This is a genomic window from Pseudomonas sp. SDO5532_S415, assembly GCF_054071155.1.
The window spans coordinates 1-13,416 of the sequence record NZ_JBSVWS010000017.1; the positions used below are offsets into that span (position 1 = coordinate 1).

General features: G+C 59.3%; 15 protein-coding genes. 8 read left to right on the forward strand and 7 right to left on the reverse strand.

All coding sequences use genetic code 11. The features are described 5' to 3' along the window. Nucleotides 1-62: 62 nt before the first annotated feature. Complete coding sequence (locus ACW9HW_RS07300) at nt 63-341, reverse strand: hypothetical protein (protein ID WP_457399166.1); 279 nt, start codon at nt 339-341, stop codon at nt 63-65. Nucleotides 342-534: 193 nt separating this feature from the next. Here ACW9HW_RS07300 and ACW9HW_RS07305 point away from each other — a divergent pair, with 193 nt between their 5' ends. Further along, on the forward strand, nt 535-741 hold the full coding sequence (locus ACW9HW_RS07305) for a hypothetical protein (RefSeq protein WP_095192943.1): 207 nt from the start codon (nt 535-537) through the stop codon (nt 739-741). A 186-nt stretch (nt 742-927) separates the two neighbouring features. Here the strand turns inward: ACW9HW_RS07305 and ACW9HW_RS07310 are convergent, their stop codons facing one another. Next, nucleotides 928-1,512: a YajG family lipoprotein gene (locus ACW9HW_RS07310; protein WP_095192942.1), complete on the reverse strand. Its 585-nt coding sequence runs from the start codon at nt 1,510-1,512 to the stop codon at nt 928-930. Nucleotides 1,513-1,717: 205 nt separating this feature from the next. Here ACW9HW_RS07310 and ACW9HW_RS07315 point away from each other — a divergent pair, with 205 nt between their 5' ends. Continuing rightward, nucleotides 1,718-1,951, forward strand: a complete 234-nt coding sequence (locus ACW9HW_RS07315) for a hypothetical protein (RefSeq protein ID WP_457399168.1) — start codon at nt 1,718-1,720, stop codon at nt 1,949-1,951. Nucleotides 1,952-2,689: 738 nt separating this feature from the next. Continuing rightward, nucleotides 2,690-4,198 carry a malate dehydrogenase (quinone) gene (gene mqo, locus ACW9HW_RS07320; RefSeq protein ID WP_095192940.1) on the forward strand — a complete coding sequence of 503 codons (1,509 nt, stop codon included), beginning with the start codon at nt 2,690-2,692 and terminating at the stop codon, nt 4,196-4,198. Between the two features lie 207 nt (nt 4,199-4,405). Here mqo and ACW9HW_RS07325 read toward each other — a convergent pair whose 3' ends face one another. The 3 genes from ACW9HW_RS07325 to ACW9HW_RS07335 form a co-directional block, all read right to left on the reverse strand. Continuing rightward, on the reverse strand, nt 4,406-4,693 hold the full coding sequence (locus tag ACW9HW_RS07325) for a PA4642 family protein (RefSeq protein ID WP_095192939.1): 288 nt from the start codon (nt 4,691-4,693) through the stop codon (nt 4,406-4,408). Nucleotides 4,694-4,755: 62 nt separating this feature from the next. Next, nucleotides 4,756-5,241: a hypothetical protein gene (locus ACW9HW_RS07330; RefSeq protein ID WP_095192938.1), complete on the reverse strand. Its 486-nt coding sequence runs from the start codon at nt 5,239-5,241 to the stop codon at nt 4,756-4,758. Nucleotides 5,242-5,408: 167 nt separating this feature from the next. Continuing rightward, nucleotides 5,409-5,966: a hypoxanthine-guanine phosphoribosyltransferase gene (locus ACW9HW_RS07335; RefSeq protein WP_095192937.1), complete on the reverse strand. Its 558-nt coding sequence runs from the start codon at nt 5,964-5,966 to the stop codon at nt 5,409-5,411. A 163-nt stretch (nt 5,967-6,129) separates the two neighbouring features. Here ACW9HW_RS07335 and upp point away from each other — a divergent pair, with 163 nt between their 5' ends. Both upp and ACW9HW_RS07345 read left to right on the forward strand, forming a co-directional pair. Beyond that, nucleotides 6,130-6,768, forward strand: a complete 639-nt coding sequence (gene upp, locus ACW9HW_RS07340) for a uracil phosphoribosyltransferase (RefSeq protein ID WP_008060213.1) — start codon at nt 6,130-6,132, stop codon at nt 6,766-6,768. A gap of 2 nt (nt 6,769-6,770) precedes the next feature. Then, complete coding sequence (locus ACW9HW_RS07345) at nt 6,771-8,045, forward strand: uracil-xanthine permease family protein (protein WP_457399171.1); 1,275 nt, start codon at nt 6,771-6,773, stop codon at nt 8,043-8,045. 141 nt (nt 8,046-8,186) lie between these two features. On the opposite strand, the gene hemH is transcribed toward ACW9HW_RS07345, so the two are convergent. Both hemH and ACW9HW_RS07355 read right to left on the reverse strand, forming a co-directional pair. Continuing rightward, the gene (gene hemH / locus ACW9HW_RS07350) at nt 8,187-9,209 is read right to left on the reverse strand and encodes a ferrochelatase (protein ID WP_095192935.1); all 1,023 of its coding nucleotides are present in this window, start codon (nt 9,207-9,209) and stop codon (nt 8,187-8,189) included. 13 nt (nt 9,210-9,222) lie between these two features. Next, nucleotides 9,223-10,125: a TIGR01777 family oxidoreductase gene (locus tag ACW9HW_RS07355; protein ID WP_095192934.1), complete on the reverse strand. Its 903-nt coding sequence runs from the start codon at nt 10,123-10,125 to the stop codon at nt 9,223-9,225. Nucleotides 10,126-10,322: 197 nt separating this feature from the next. Here ACW9HW_RS07355 and ACW9HW_RS07360 point away from each other — a divergent pair, with 197 nt between their 5' ends. The 3 genes from ACW9HW_RS07360 to ACW9HW_RS07370 all read left to right on the forward strand — a co-directional run bounded on the left by ACW9HW_RS07360 (nt 10,323) and on the right by ACW9HW_RS07370 (nt 13,407). Further along, the gene (locus ACW9HW_RS07360) at nt 10,323-11,309 is read left to right on the forward strand and encodes an NAD(P)/FAD-dependent oxidoreductase (protein WP_095192933.1); all 987 of its coding nucleotides are present in this window, start codon (nt 10,323-10,325) and stop codon (nt 11,307-11,309) included. Nucleotides 11,310-11,506: 197 nt separating this feature from the next. Next, nucleotides 11,507-12,466 (forward strand): YbgA family protein, encoded by a 960-nt coding sequence (locus ACW9HW_RS07365; RefSeq protein ID WP_457399174.1) that lies wholly within the window; start codon nt 11,507-11,509, stop codon nt 12,464-12,466. Further along, nucleotides 12,466-13,407, forward strand: a complete 942-nt coding sequence (locus ACW9HW_RS07370) for a MerR family transcriptional regulator (RefSeq protein ID WP_457399175.1) — start codon at nt 12,466-12,468, stop codon at nt 13,405-13,407. Before ACW9HW_RS07365 ends, ACW9HW_RS07370 begins: the two co-directional genes overlap by 1 nt. The last annotated feature ends 9 nt before the right edge of the window (nt 13,408-13,416 follow it).

The following is a 13,416-nucleotide window of genomic DNA, read 5'->3' on the forward strand; positions in this document are numbered from 1 at the left end:
TACAGGGAAATGCAATCTCATGTAGGAGCTGCCGAAGGCTGCGATCTTTTGCTTTTAGGTATTCAGACGCGCGTGCTGATCCAGGATACGAGCAGTGCCAAGCCAAGGCAGGCGAAGCCGAAGCGGTAGAAAAACCGGTTCATGCGCAGGGTCGCCCAATCCAGCGTGGGTTCTTCGCTGGGACGTTTCTGGCGTTGAGCCTGCAGACTGGCCATCGCCCGTTGTTCGCGACGACGGGTGGCGTGCAGCAGCCAGCCGCCCGGAAAGGCAAAGAACAAGGCCAGCAGGTTGATCAATTTGGCGGGATGGGCGGAAAACAGCGTCATCAAATGCAGCGACATCACGAGCCTCAAGCAAATCAGGTGTGGCAGACGCCGAACGGACGACCGCGGCGCGGATTCTACCGAAAGCCTTCATACCTGCCCTCCCTTTCCGACAAAAAACGAAGCAATTGACCAAAGGCTGTCCGGCGTCACGGCTTCGTCATCTGAATAGGCCAGTCTGTGCCCCCTCGAAACCGACACGGACTGCGTCATGCTCCACGCCGAAAACCAGGATCGCCTTTACCTCATCAGTCACAGTGAAGAACAACAAACCCTCGTCGGCAGTCTCGCCTTCAACGTTCAAGACCGTCATTGGCTGGTGTATTGCGCACTGGGCGGCCATCAGCATGCGGATTTGCCGGAAGCGGATCTGCTGACGGGTGTGAGCGTGCTGGACTTTTACTCGCAGGCCGCCTGACCCATGCGCCCCTTTGTAGGAGCGAGCTTGCTCGCGATGGACTTGAGAACACCGCGTGGCATCAGATGCCCCGCGCAATCGTTAACGACCATCGCGAGCAAGCTCGCTCCTACAGTCGAGTGCCAGCAGATAAGAAAAAGCCCGGGACCATCGCTGGCACCGGGCTTTTTTTTATCTTGCGAAAGGTTACTCGCCGAGAATCTGACCTACGGTCGGATCCTTGAACAGGCGGGTCAATGCGTCGCTCAACACGTCGCTGACCAGCTTGGTGTTGGTTTCCTGGTTCGGTGCCATGCCGAAGCGCTGGTCCAGAGATGCGCCGTAACGACCGCTGTAACGACGGTTGGCATTCTGCACATCGGAGCGGAATGTCGCGCCGATGGTGGCTTCGGTCACATACATGCCCTCTTTAGGCGACTGATATTTCAGCTCGGCCAGGGTCACGGTCAGTTGTGGAGCGTTCATCGCATTGGCCGTCGGGGTGAAACCCAACAGGCGCACGGCGGCTTCGGCCTGGGCCTGCAGCTTCGGCAGAATCTGCGCGCCCTGTACGGTAATCGCGCTGGTTTCCGGGTACAGACCACCACGGGTGCCCAGGGTTGGCGACGGACGACCGTCCACCACACGCACCACAACCGGCTGACCGCGTCCTACCGGTGCCAGTTGCGCCGTCAGCTTGGGTTCCGGGTTCAGTTGTTGCGGGCTGTGGGCGCAGCCGACCAGCGTCAAGCTGGTCACAGTGATCAAACCGAACAACAGGCGTTGCAACATGCTCTTCTCTCCAGAATCAGGCACAAACAGGCCGGCAGTATAGCGGTGCGCCACTGCGGCGAACTAGCGTCTCGCAACGATGACTGAAATATCTGACAAATCCTGTAGATCGGGGTTCGATGTCACAGATCGTTCACCCTCCTTTCACCTGCACGTCACGACTTGCTGACAACGTAAGCGGCAATTACCCACAAGGTCATTCGCCATGCGCCATCTCATCTCATTGTTCGCGCCACGCCCGCTGCATCGTTGCTTCGCCCTGCTCGACCGCAACGGCCATTGCCAGGCCTTCAAGCAATGCAGCCTCCAGCCCATGGGCGATGGCTGGGTCGAAATCGAGGAAATTCGCCTGAACTGGCTGCACCAGCCCCTGCCCGCCAGCGCCCGCGTCGCCCAACATCAACCCCACTCACGGGCGCAGCAAGTGTTGACCACCTGACCAGACGCCTAATAAAAGTCATTAAACACGACCAATTCCCCACGTTTCTTCGCTACAATCTCCCCCCGATTATAAGGACGTCTCCTGATCGGGCCTCGCAGCATCGTCAATGCCCTGGTATTGACACCCCGCACCGCCCACAGAGAGCCGCCCACACAGATCGAGTGAAGCTGGCGCGCTTGCTGTTTCTCAAGCAAAACCTCCACTTTTCGCGAATCTGCAGAGCTGTCATTACGCTCGGTCACTGAGCTGTTTGCCCGATTTGCCGCCTTGTATCTCCTGGCGGCAGACCATCCGGGCACGGTGCCAGGCTGTGACAGCCCTTTTTGAGGTTCACGTCTTCAAAAGAGCGTGAAAAAAACGGGTTTTCACAACTTCACAAGAGTGTGGCGAGCAAATGAATAGTTTTGCGTCTGAACATGCACCATTAGCGTCTACAACAGCCCGACGACACAGGACCGAGTACACCTCGAATACCGGAGCCTGAAGCCTGTCCGCTACGGATTTGGTTGCACAAACGGATGTATCGACCATAAGTCGAATTGCCAGCTGCTCGTTGAAATGAGTTCATGGGACTCTGATTAGACCCGGCAGGCAGCGTCCGTCGAAGTTGCGAAAAATTGCGAAGATTCGGACATGGCGATCCTGCCATGAGTTCGAGGGGCATCACTGACTCGCCCCGGAACGCCTGGCAGCCATGCCGTCAATTTGGTGCTGCAGATTTTGGAGACGCGTTAAATGGCGCATAACGAAGCAGTCGACGTAGTACTGGTTGGGGCCGGCATCATGAGTGCCACCCTCGCGGTACTGCTCAAAGAGCTCGACCCTGCGATCAAGCTGGAAGTCGTCGAGCTGATGGATTCCGGTGCCGCCGAGAGTTCCAACCCATGGAACAACGCCGGTACCGGTCACGCCGGCCTGTGCGAGCTGAACTACACGCCGCAGGCTGCCGATGGCACCGTCGACATCAAGAAAGCCGTGCACATCAACACCCAGTTCGAGGTGTCGAAGCAGTTCTGGTCGTACCTGACCAAAAAAGGCACCTTCGGTTCGTGCAAGTCCTTCATCAGCCCGGTGCCGCACCTGAGCTTCGTCCAAGGCGACAGCGGCGTGTCCTTCCTCAAGGAACGCTTCAAGGTGCTAAGCAAGCACCACGCCTTCGCGGACATGGAATACACCGAAGACAAGGCAAAGATGGCCGAGTGGATGCCATTGATGATGCCGGGGCGTGACGCTGGCGAAACCCTCGCCGCCACCCGCGTGATCAATGGCACCGACGTCAACTTCGGCGCCCTGACCAACCAGTTGCTCAAGCACCTGACCAGCGCTCCCGATGCCCAGGTCAAGTACTGCAAGCGCGTCACCGGCCTGAAGCGCAACAAGGGCGGCTGGACCGTCAGCATCAAGGACGTGAACAGCGGCAACACCCGTGACGTCGACGCCAAGTTCGTCTTCCTCGGCGCTGGCGGCGCGGCATTGCCGCTGCTGCAGGCTTCGGGCATCGAAGAGAGCAAAGGCTTCGGCGGTTTCCCGATCAGCGGCCAATGGCTGCGTTGCGACAACCCGGAAGTGGTCAAGCACCACCAGGCCAAGGTGTACAGCCAGGCTGCAGTGGGTTCGCCACCGATGTCCGTGCCGCACCTGGACACCCGCGTCGTCGACGGCAAGAAATCCCTGCTGTTCGGACCTTACGCCGGTTTCACCACCAAGTTCCTCAAGCACGGCTCCTTCATGGACCTGCCGATGTCGGTTCGCGCCGGCAACATCGGCCCGATGCTGGCCGTGGCGAAAAACAACATGGACCTGACCAAATACCTGGTCAGCGAAGTGATGCAATCGATGGAACAGCGCCTGGAATCCCTGCGTCGTTTCTACCCGGAAGCGAAAGCCGAAGACTGGCGCCTGGAAGTGGCCGGCCAGCGGGTGCAGATCATCAAGAAAGACCCGAAAAAAGGCGGCGTCCTGCAGTTCGGTACCGAACTGGTCGCGGCCAAGGACGGCTCACTGGCTGCCCTGCTCGGTGCTTCGCCAGGTGCCTCGGTGACCGTTTCGATCATGCTGGAACTGATCGAAAAATGCTTCCCGGGCAAAGCCAAAGGCGAATGGGCTGCCAAACTGGCGGAAATCTTCCCCGCCCGCGAGAAAGTCCTGGAAACCGACGCTGCGCTGTATCGCAAGATCAACACGCAGAACAACGTCGCCCTGGAACTGGTTGAAGCCAGCAGCGAAACCGAAAGCTACGCTTGATCCAGCCCCAATAAAAACGCCCCGCTCTCAATGAGAGCGGGGCGTTTTTATTGGCCGGAGATTAGCATTGCTTGAACACCGACCTCTGTGGCGAGGGAGCTTGCTCCCGTTGGACTGCGAAGCGGTCCCAAAAATCTTGTGAGCGCTGCGCACTCAAGCGGGAGCAAGCTCCCTCGCCACAGGTATGGTTATGCTCTCAAGAATGGATCAGCCGCGAGCCTTTTCGATCAGCTCGATGTAATCCGGTGCATTGCGCTGATCCTTGATCAGGGCAACGAAGTCATTGCCGTGCTCATCCTTGCCGTCCAGATCGTAGCCCGCCTCGACGAAGAACGTCAGGAAACGCTCGAAATCATCGATACGCAGACCACGGTAGGCCTTGATCAGTTTGTGCAACGAAGGCGAAGTGGCGTCGACCGGTTCGAAATCGAGGAACAACTTGATCTGCTCATCACCGATCTCGTCACCAATCACTTGTTTCTTATCTTTACGCATTGCCGACTCCAGCTCGCAGACATTTCACGGGCGGGCAGTTTACCCCTGCGCAGGCCCGGCACTCAACGCGGACGAATGCTGCCGGTGTGCAGATCGGCCCAGACATGGCCGTTGGCGTAACTGAGGAACTGGCAATACACCGTGTCATTGCGCAACAAGTCGATGACCACCCGGTACTGCGCCAATGGGTAAAAAAGCGTCAGGGTTTTGCTCTGCTCGTCGTAGACCGGCTTTTTCAGGCTTTTGCTTTCGCCATCGAAGTTGACCAGCACCTGAGTGATGGTTGCGCCCTTGTTCAAGGATTTACCCTTGAGGCGGATCAACAGCGGCGAAGTGACCGGGATCGGCTGCTGATTGGATTGACGCTGACTGCCGACCACCACCGAATACTCGGTGACCTGCAACAGTTGTTGCTGCTCGGGTTGCGCGTCACGCAGGGTCAAGTCATCCGGCGGCAGGAACTGGGCGTGCATCGGCGCCGGAGCGGCGGCCAGGGGCAGGCTGAGGGTCAGCAACAGGGCGGCGCAGCAGCGGATCAACAGGCTCATGACAGGCTCCGGAAACGGGGCCGAGCACTCTAGCATGGCTATCCGAAAGCACATGAAACCATTGTGGGAGCGAGCCTGCTCGCGAATGCGGTGTGCCAGCCCCATTAATCTGACTGACACGACGCCTTCGCGAGCAGGCTCGCTCCACAGGGACTTGCGGCGGGGGGTTACATGCCTTTAACGGCAAAAATCCCGTTGGCGTTGCGCCAGTAGCCTTTGTAATCCATGCCGTAACCGAAGATGTAACGGTCGATGCACGGCAGACCGACGAAATCGGCCTTCAGGTCAGGACGAGCCTTGCGGTCGTGATCTTTATCGATCAGCACGGCGGTATGCACTTTGCGCGCGCCGGCGTGTTTGCAGAAGTCGATGATCGCGCCCAGGGTGTGACCTTCGTCGAGGATGTCGTCGATGATCAGCACGTCACGGTCAATGAACGACACTTCCGGCTTGGCTTTCCAGAACAGCTCGCCGCCGCTGGTTTCGTTGCGATAGCGGGTGGCGTGCAGGTAGGACGCTTCCAGCGGGAAGTGCAGATGGGTCAGCAGTTTGCCGGAGAAAATCAGCCCGCCGTTCATCACACAGAACACCACCGGGTTGCTGTCCGCCAGTTGATCGTTGATTTGTGCACCGACGCGGGCGATGGCTGCCTCGACTTCAGCTTCGGTGTACAGGCAGTCAGCCTCTCGCATGATTTGACGGATATGCTCGAGATCAGCGGACATGGCGCTCTCCAGGGATGGCGGTTTCGGAAAAGCCGGCAAAGGTACGCATCAAGCGAGGCCAGATCAAGCGATTGTGGACTAACGTACTCTATGTCTATAGGACATCACCCTCGGATAGATTAATCTAGGCCGGTTTTTTTGCCCGCCGCCGGAGCCTTTCCCCATGCCCATCCTCGAGATCCGCCATCCGCTGATCCGTCACAAACTTGGCCTAATGCGCCGCGCAGACATCAGCACCAAGAATTTCCGTGAGCTCGCTCAGGAAGTCGGCGCCCTGCTGACCTATGAAGCCACCAAAGACCTGCCACTGGAAACCTACGATATCGAGGGTTGGTGCGGCACGGTGTCGGTCGAGAAAATCGCCGGCAAGAAGATTACCGTGGTGCCGATCCTGCGCGCCGGTATCGGCATGCTCGAAGGCGTGCTCAGCCTGATCCCGGGCGCCAAAGTCAGCGCTGTGGGCGTGGCCCGCAACGAGGAAACCCTCGAAGCCCACACCTATCTTGAGAAACTGGTACCGGAAATCGACGAGCGCCTGGCAATGATCATCGACCCGATGCTCGCCACCGGCGGTTCGATGGTCGCCACCATCGACCTGTTGAAGAAAGCCGGCTGCAAGGACATCCGCGCCATGGTGCTGGTCGCCGCGCCGGAAGGTATTGCCGTGGTCGAGAAGGCCCACCCGGACGTAATCATCTACACCGCTTCCATCGACCAGAAGCTCAACGAACACGGTTACATCATCCCGGGCCTGGGCGATGCTGGCGACAAGATCTTCGGCACCAAGCAGAAGGACGCGTGAGCATGCAGCAAGAGTTCAACGATCCGCTCTGGCGCACGGTGTTGTCTGGCGCCCAGATGCTGTTCGTGGCCTTCGGCGCCCTGGTATTGATGCCGCTGATCACGGGGCTCGACCCGAATGTGGCATTATTCACCGCGGGCCTGGGGACAATCCTGTTCCAGGTCGTCACCGGGCGTCAGGTGCCGGTGTTCCTGGCGTCGAGCTTCGCGTTCATCACCCCGATCATTCTCGCCAAGGGCCAGTTCGGCCTAGCCGCGACCATGGGCGGCGTGATGGCGGCCGGTTTCGTCTACACCTTCCTCGGCCTTGCCGTGAAGATCAAAGGCACCGGCTTCATCGACCGCCTGCTGCCACCGGTGGTGATCGGTCCGGTGATCATCTCCATTGGCCTGGCGATGGCGCCGATTGCCGCCAACATGGCGATGGGCAAGGCGGGTGACGGTTCCGAGCTGATTCATTACCAGACGGCGATGCTGATCTCGATGCCGGCCTTGCTGACCACCCTGATCGTCGCAGTGTTCGGCAAAGGCATTTTCCGCCTGGTGCCGATCATCTCCGGCGTGCTGGTGGGTTTTGGCATGTCGTTCTACTTCGGCGTGGTCGACACCGCCAAGATTGCCGCTGCACCGTGGTTCGCCCTGCCGAACTTCACAGCACCGGAATTCAACTGGCAAGCGATCCTGTTCATCGTTCCGGTAGCCCTGGCTCCGGCCATCGAGCATATCGGCGGCGTGATTGCCGTGGGTAGCGTGACCGGACGCGATTACCTGAAAAAACCGGGTCTGCACCGCACCTTGCTGGGCGACGGCATTGCCACCACCGCAGCCGGCCTGTTCGGCGGTCCGCCCAACACCACCTATGCCGAAGTTACCGGCGCGGTGATGCTGACCAAGAACTACAACCCGAAAATCATGACTTGGGCGGCGATTTTCGCCATCTGCCTGGCGTTCATCGGCAAATTCGGTGCGCTGCTGCAAAGCATTCCGGTGCCGGTGATGGGCGGGATTCTCTGCCTGTTGTTCGGTTCGATCGCAGCGGTAGGCATGAATACGCTGATTCGCCACAAGATCGATCTGGGCGAGGCACGCAATCTGGTGATCGTGTCGGTGACCCTGGTGTTCGGGATTGGCGGCGTACTGGTCGGCACCGGCACCGGTCCCGACGATTTCGGCCTCAAAGGCATCGCGCTGTGCGCGGTGGTGGCGATTGCGCTGAACCTGATCCTGCCGGGCAATGACAGCTGGAAACACAAGAAGGCGGATGAGCCGCTGTTATAAACAAGCGACTCAATTCCCTGTGGCGAGGGAGCTTGCTCCCGCTTGAGTGCGCAGCACTCACAAAATCTGCATCGACCGTGAGGATTTTGGGGCTGTTTCGCAACCCAACGGGAGCAAGCTCCCTCGCCACAATTTGTGTTTCTACAATGCCAACGGCGCTCGCTCACACAGCGTATTCAAGGCCTTCGCCCACTGCGGATCATCGTTGAGGCACGGCACCAGCACCAACTCCTCCCCTCCCGCTTCGCGGAACTGCTCCAGCCCGCGATCACCGATCTCTTCCAGCGTCTCGATGCAATCGGCAACGAATGCCGGGCACATCACCAGCACCTTCTTCACGCCACTTTTGGCCAATTCATCGAGGCGTGCTTCGGTGTAGGGTTCGATCCACTTGGCGCGGCCCAGACGCGACTGGAACGACACCGACCACTTGCCGTCCGGCAAGCCCATGCGCTTGGCAAACTCCTTGGCGGTGCGCAGGCACTGGCCGCGATAACAGGTGGCGACCACCTCCGGCGGCGCACCGGCGCAGCAATCACCGCCGCCTTCGAAGCTGTGGCCCGGGTTGAGTTTTTTCAGGTGTCGCTCCGGCAGACCGTGGAAGCTCAGCAACAAATGATCGTAGTCCTGTTGCAGATGCGGTTTGGCCGTGGCCACCAGCGCATCGAGATATTCCGGTTGATCGTAGAACGGCTGGAGCACCGACAGCTGCACATCGAGTTTCTTTTCGCGCACTACCCGCTTGGCCTCCTCGATCACCGTCGTGGTGGTGCTGTCGGCGAATTGTGGATAAAGCGGCGCCAGGGTGATCTTTTTGTGGCCCTGGGCTGACAGGCGCTGCAGCGTCGATTCAATGGACGGTTCGCCGTAACGCATCGCCAGTTCCACCGGACCGTGATGCCATTGGGCAGTCATGGCCTGTTGCAGACGGCGACTGAGCACCACCAGTGGCGAGCCCTCCTCCCACCAGATCGAGGCGTAGGCATGGGCCGACTGCTCGGGACGCTTGATCAGAATCAACGACACCAACAGACGTCGTACCGGCCATGGCAGGTCAATCACGTACGGGTCCATCAGAAACTGATTGAGGTAGCTGCGCACATCCGCCACCGAGGTGGAGGCAGGTGAGCCCAGGTTGACCAGAAGCAACGCGTGATCGGTCATGCAACGTCCTATTTCAGAGGCGGCTGGACAGATCGTCCAGGGCCGCGCGCAAATCAGTGAACTGGAAAGTGAAACCCGCTTTGAGCAAGCGCGCCGGCGTGGCCCGCTGGCCACCCAGCAACAATAACGACAATTCGCCCAGCCCGACCTTCAACACAAGGGCCGGCATCGGCATGAACGAGGGGCGGTGCAACACGCTGCCCAGGGTTTTGGCGAACTCGCGATTGCGCACCGGCTTCGGTGCGCAGGCATTATATGGACCGCTGGCTTCATTGCGATGCAGAAGAAAATCAATCAGGGCGATTTGATCGTTGATATGGATCCACGGCATCCATTGCCGACCATTGCCGATCGGCCCGCCCAACCCCAGTTTGAACGGCAGTAACAGCCGCGACAAAAAGCCGCCGTCGGCGGACAACACCAACCCGGTGCGGATGAGCACCACGCGGATACCCAAGGCTTCGGCGCGCTGGGCTGTCTCCTCCCAAGCGATGCACAGCTGGCTGGCAAAATCGTCGATAACCGGTGGCGAGTCCTCGGTCAACTCACGCTCACCGCCGTCGCCGTACCAGCCGACAGCGGAACCGGAAATCAATACCTGCGGTTTCTGCTCACGAGTTTCGAGCCAGGCCAGCAATTTTTCCGTCAGGGTGATGCGGCTGCTCCAGAGCAGCGCCTTGCGTTTGGTCGTCCAGGGGCGGTCGGCGATCGGCGCACCGGCGAGATTGATAATGGCGTCGACAGGCTCCTGCCCCACGTCCTCGAGTCGAGCGACACCACGCACTTGAGCACCACAGACTTTAGCTACCTTTGCAGGCGTCCGGCTCCAGACCGTCAGACGATGGCCTTGGCTCAACCAGTGACGGCAGAGCTGACGTCCTATCAAACCAGTACCGCCGGTCAGCAATATGTGCATGACTTCTTCCTCGCGTGGCGTTTTACCCTGATCACTAGTCTATTTTTATAAGCAAGGGATCTTTGATATCGGGCAGACTCTGTGTTTAACAATAGGCCAAGCTGTCGGAACGAGAACGCTAAAAGTTATACCGAAAAACATCATTGTACAGGTTTAAACCCCGGCGTAGTCTGTACAGAAAGGTAAACGAGGCCCTTATGACTGTACCTATCGCAATCATCGGCACCGGCATTGCCGGACTCTCAGCCGCACAAGCCCTGACAGACGCAGGGCATGTCGTGCAACTTTTCGATAAAAGCCGCGGCAGTGGCGGACGCATGTCGAGCAAGCGCAGCGATGCGGGTGCTCTGGATATGGGCGCGCAATATTTCACTGCCCGGGATCGCCGCTTCGTCACCGAAGTCCAGCGCTGGCAAGCCAACGGCTGGGTCGCTGAGTGGACACCGCAGCTGTACACCTACCATGGCGGCCAACTGAACCTGTCGCCGGACGAACAGACGCGCTGGGTGGGTACCCCACACATGAGCGCCATCACCCGCGCCTTGATCGGCGATCTTGAAGTGCATTTCGCCTGCCGGATCACCGAGGTCTATCGTGGTGAAGAACACTGGCATCTGCAGGATGCCGAAGGCTTTACCCACGGCCCGTTCAGCCACGTGGTGATCGCCACGCCGGCGCCGCAGGCAACGGCGTTGCTGGCTTCCGCGCCGAAGCTGGCCGGCGCTGCCGCGGGGGTAAAAATGGACCCTACCTGGGCCGTCGCACTGGCGTTCGAAACTCCGCTGGATACGCCCATGGAAGGCTGCTTCGTGCAAGACAGCCCACTGGACTGGCTGGCGCGCAACCGCAGCAAACCGGGGCGCGACAACACCCTCGACACCTGGGTGCTGCATGCCACCAGCGCCTGGAGCCGCCAGCACATCGATCTGCCAAAAGAAGCGGTGATCGAGCAGTTGCACGGTGCGTTTGCCGAATTGCTGCACGACGCCATGCCGGCGCCATCCTTCAGCCTTGCCCACCGCTGGCTCTACGCCCGCCCGGCCAGCAGCCATGAATGGGGCACCCTGGCCGATGCCGACCTGGGCCTGTACGCCTGTGGCGACTGGTGCCTGTCAGGACGTGTCGAAGGGGCTTGGCTCAGTGGCCAGGAAGCCGCTCGCCGTCTGCACGCGCATCTGCAGTGAATCCCGCGTCATTTGCTGCTGTCGACATGGACAGCAGCCCGCCCCTTAAACAACGAATACAGTGATGCCGGGCGATTGCGTTCACTACGCCCCGAAAAACCTATACAAAAAAATTGACTTGTACACCTTTGAATCTAAGATGAACTCATGCCGTACAGATTTTGTTTCTGTACAGGCTCTGATTCCGAGGTGCTTCAATGCTCGTTCCCGCCGCGAAACCGAAAATCGCCATCAGCGCCTGCCTGATGGGCGCCGAGGTGCGCTACAACGGCGGGCACAAGGCATCGCGACTGTGCAGCCGCATCCTCACCGATTACTTTGATTTCGTGCCGGTCTGCCCGGAAGTCGCCATTGGCCTGGGCATTCCTCGCGAGCCGATCCGGTTGGTGGGTGATCCGAATCAGCCCGAAGCCGTCGGCACGGTCGATCGCCAACTGAACGTTACCCGACTACTGGCCGAGTACGGTCAACAGATGGCGGCGGAACTGGGCGATATCTGCGGCTATATCTTCATGCAGAGGTCCCCCTCCTGTGGCATGGAACGGGTCAAGGTCTATCATGCCAACGGCGCACCGCAGGATAGCGGCGGCCAGGGTATCTATGCGCGGGCGTTCTGCGCCTTGCATCCTGACCTGCCGGTGGAAGAAGACGGTCGGCTCAACGATCCGGTACTGCGAGAAAACTTCCTTACCCGCGTATTCGCCTACAGCGCCTGGCAGCACCTGCTGAAAGAAGGCCTGAGCCGTCGCGGCCTGACGGACTTTCATTCGCGCTACAAATATTTGCTGATGGCCCACAACCCGGTGCAATACAAAATCCTGGGCAATCTGTTGGGCAATATGGGACACACCGATCCGCGAGAGCTTGGCCCACGCTACTTCAGTGAGCTGATGGCCGCGCTGAAAAAATGCGCCACGCGCCGCACCCACACCAATGTCTTGCAGCATCTGAGCGGCTATCTCAAACAGGCGATCAGCGCCGAGGACAAGCAGGAAGTGCAGCACGTCATCGGCCAGTATCGCCACGGCATCGTGCCTTTGGTGGTGCCATTGACGCTGCTCAAGCATCACTTTCGTCAACACCCCGATCCTTACATTGCGCAACAGGTTTACCTGCAACCGCACCCGGAAAACCTCAGTTTGCGAAACACCATCTGATGAAAGCCCCCCTCGACAGCAGCGCCAGCGAAGACCACGGCATGGACTTCAAGAAAGCCCTCGACGAAGGCTGGCTGCCGATTCGTGAAGTGGCCCGGCAGACCGGGGTCAACGCCATCACCTTACGTGCCTGGGAGCGGCGGTATGGCCTGATCGTGCCGCAACGCACGCCCAAAGGGCATCGACTGTTCTCCACCGAGCATGTGCAGCGCATCCTGATGATCCTCACCTGGCTCAACCGCGGTGTCGCTGTCAGCCAGGTCAAGCAATTGCTCGAAACCCCACAAGCCTTCAGCGAACCCGTGGAAAACGATTGGCACCTGCTGCGCCAGACCTTGCTGAACGCGGTTACGCAATTGAAAGAACGTACGCTGGACGACACCGTCAATCAGGCCATGGCGTTGTACCCGCCGCGCACCTTGTGCGAGCAACTGCTGATGCCTTTACTGGCGGAACTGGAGCAGCGCTGGCAGGGCCAGTTCGGCGCCCAGATGGAGCGCGTGTTTTTTTATTCCTGGTTACGCAGCAAATTCGGCGCGCGCATCTACCATAACAACCGTCAGCTAAACGCCGCCCCACTGCTGCTGATCAATCACTCGGATTTGCCACTGGAACCTCATCTGTGGCTCACCGCATGGTTGATCAGTAGCACCGATTGCCCGGTGGAGGTGTTCGACTGGCCGCTGCCTGTCGGCGAACTTTCGCTGGCGGTCGACCGTCTGCAAGCCCGAGGCGTACTGCTGTATTCCAGCAAAGCCATAAACCTTTCGCAGCTGACGAAACTTTTGAATGGCGTCAGTTGCCCAAAAATGATCGCCGGACCAACGGTGTGCATTCACCATACCGAGTTGTCCGTCAGAACTTTCGTAATCGCTGATCTGTACCTGGCCGAAGATCCGTTGTTGGCACACCAGGCACTCGTTCAGCGTGGGCTGATTTAATGGACACCT

Coding starts and splice junctions, on each gene's coding strand:
- ACW9HW_RS07300 (WP_457399166.1), bottom strand. CDS start 341: ATGTCGCTGCATTTGATGACGCTGTTTTCCGCCCATCCCGCCAAATTG.
- ACW9HW_RS07305 (WP_095192943.1), top strand. CDS start 535: ATGCTCCACGCCGAAAACCAGGATCGCCTTTACCTCATCAGTCACAGT.
- ACW9HW_RS07310 (WP_095192942.1), bottom strand. CDS start 1,512: ATGTTGCAACGCCTGTTGTTCGGTTTGATCACTGTGACCAGCTTGACG.
- ACW9HW_RS07315 (WP_457399168.1), top strand. CDS start 1,718: ATGCGCCATCTCATCTCATTGTTCGCGCCACGCCCGCTGCATCGTTGC.
- mqo (WP_095192940.1), top strand. CDS start 2,690: ATGGCGCATAACGAAGCAGTCGACGTAGTACTGGTTGGGGCCGGCATC.
- ACW9HW_RS07325 (WP_095192939.1), bottom strand. CDS start 4,693: ATGCGTAAAGATAAGAAACAAGTGATTGGTGACGAGATCGGTGATGAG.
- ACW9HW_RS07330 (WP_095192938.1), bottom strand. CDS start 5,241: ATGAGCCTGTTGATCCGCTGCTGCGCCGCCCTGTTGCTGACCCTCAGC.
- ACW9HW_RS07335 (WP_095192937.1), bottom strand. CDS start 5,966: ATGTCCGCTGATCTCGAGCATATCCGTCAAATCATGCGAGAGGCTGAC.
- upp (WP_008060213.1), top strand. CDS start 6,130: ATGCCCATCCTCGAGATCCGCCATCCGCTGATCCGTCACAAACTTGGC.
- ACW9HW_RS07345 (WP_457399171.1), top strand. CDS start 6,771: ATGCAGCAAGAGTTCAACGATCCGCTCTGGCGCACGGTGTTGTCTGGC.
- hemH (WP_095192935.1), bottom strand. CDS start 9,209: ATGACCGATCACGCGTTGCTTCTGGTCAACCTGGGCTCACCTGCCTCC.
- ACW9HW_RS07355 (WP_095192934.1), bottom strand. CDS start 10,125: ATGCACATATTGCTGACCGGCGGTACTGGTTTGATAGGACGTCAGCTC.
- ACW9HW_RS07360 (WP_095192933.1), top strand. CDS start 10,323: ATGACTGTACCTATCGCAATCATCGGCACCGGCATTGCCGGACTCTCA.
- ACW9HW_RS07365 (WP_457399174.1), top strand. CDS start 11,507: ATGCTCGTTCCCGCCGCGAAACCGAAAATCGCCATCAGCGCCTGCCTG.
- ACW9HW_RS07370 (WP_457399175.1), top strand. CDS start 12,466: ATGAAAGCCCCCCTCGACAGCAGCGCCAGCGAAGACCACGGCATGGAC.